At 49.7% G+C, this 1,323-nt stretch carries 2 protein-coding genes; both read left to right on the forward strand.

From position 1 onward, the window contains the following. The coding region (locus NXT09_RS22310; RefSeq protein WP_268581191.1) for a flagellin at nucleotides 1-222 on the forward strand (222 nt) is incomplete at its 5' end. A gap of 198 nt (nucleotides 223-420) precedes the next feature. Continuing rightward, nucleotides 421-1,311, forward strand: a complete 891-nt coding sequence (locus NXT09_RS22315) for a flagellin N-terminal helical domain-containing protein (RefSeq protein WP_040035978.1) — start codon at nucleotides 421-423, stop codon at nucleotides 1,309-1,311. The last annotated feature ends 12 nt before the right edge of the window (nucleotides 1,312-1,323 follow it).

Genomic DNA, 1,323 nt, shown 5'->3' on the forward strand with positions numbered 1-1,323 from the left:
CGTAGTAACCTGGGTGCGATCCAGAACCGTTTCGAATCCACGATCACCAACGTGAACAACACCATCAACAACCTGTCCAACGCCCGTGGCCGAATTCAGGATGCGGATTATGCGGTGGAAGTGTCGAACATGACCAAGGCGAACATTCTGCAACAGGCAGGTACATCAGTCCTGTCTCAGGCGAACCAGGTTCCTCAGACCGTTCTGTCTCTGCTGCGTTAATCGTAAGCAACACAGCGTGATGTTAAACCCAGCCTTGTGCTGGGTTTTTTCTTTCTGAAACAGATGATTTTGAATAAAAAACAGGGACAGACAAAAAATTAAAGATTTTAAAAAAGGTTCCGATAATTAGTAAGGACGGGGATGAGCCAATGAGCTGAACCCGACACTTAACATCTCATTGATTAAGGAACGCTTATCATGGCATCGATTAATACTAACATCATGTCTCTGGTCACCCAGAACAACCTGAACAAATCACAATCTTCTCTGGGCACCGCTATTGAGCGTCTGTCTTCTGGTCTGCGTATCAATAGTGCAAAAGACGATGCTGCTGGTCAGGCGATTGCCAACCGTATGACTGCACAGGTTAAAGGCCTGACTCAGGCTGCGCGTAACGCGAACGACGGTATCTCCCTGACGCAAACTGCGGAAGGTAACCTGAACGAAATCAACAACAACTTACAGCGTGTTCGTGAGCTGGCGGTTCAGGCTGCAAGTGACACCAACGGCAGTACTGACCGTACTTCAATCTACACTGAAATGAAGCAACGTCTGGACGAAATCGACCGTGTTGCTAAATCAGCCTCTTTCAACGGCACGAACCTGCTGGACGGTACAGCAAGTGGCGGTATCAACATTCAGGTTGGTGCAAACACCGGTGCTAACGAAGTTATCACTATCGACTCTGGCGCCCTGGTTAATGCCTCAACGACTTCTGGCCTGTCTTCTGGTGTTTCTACTGCAGTAGATGCAATCAGCGGCGGTACCGGTGCTGCAAGTGGTTCTGGTGCTATCGGTGGTTCTGGTGGTCTGGCACAGCAGATTGTCAATGCTGTAGATACCGCACTGAAAGCAGTAGATACCGCACGTAGTAACCTGGGTGCGATCCAGAACCGTTTCGAATCCACGATCACCAACGTGAACAACACCATCAACAACCTGTCCAACGCCCGTGGCCGAATTCAGGATGCGGATTATGCGGTGGAAGTGTCGAACATGACCAAGGCGAACATTCTGCAACAGGCAGGTACATCAGTCCTGTCTCAGGCGAACCAGGTTCCTCAGACCGTTCTGTCTCTGCTGCGTTAATCGTAAGCAACA

The organism is Pectobacterium jejuense (assembly GCF_026800125.1).
Taxonomy (GTDB): Bacteria; Pseudomonadota; Gammaproteobacteria; order Enterobacterales; family Enterobacteriaceae; genus Pectobacterium; species Pectobacterium jejuense.

Excerpts from the sequence above, each read along its gene's own strand:
- NXT09_RS22315 (WP_040035978.1), top strand. The coding sequence starts at position 421 with ATGGCATCGATTAATACTAACATCATGTCTCTGGTCACCCAGAACAAC.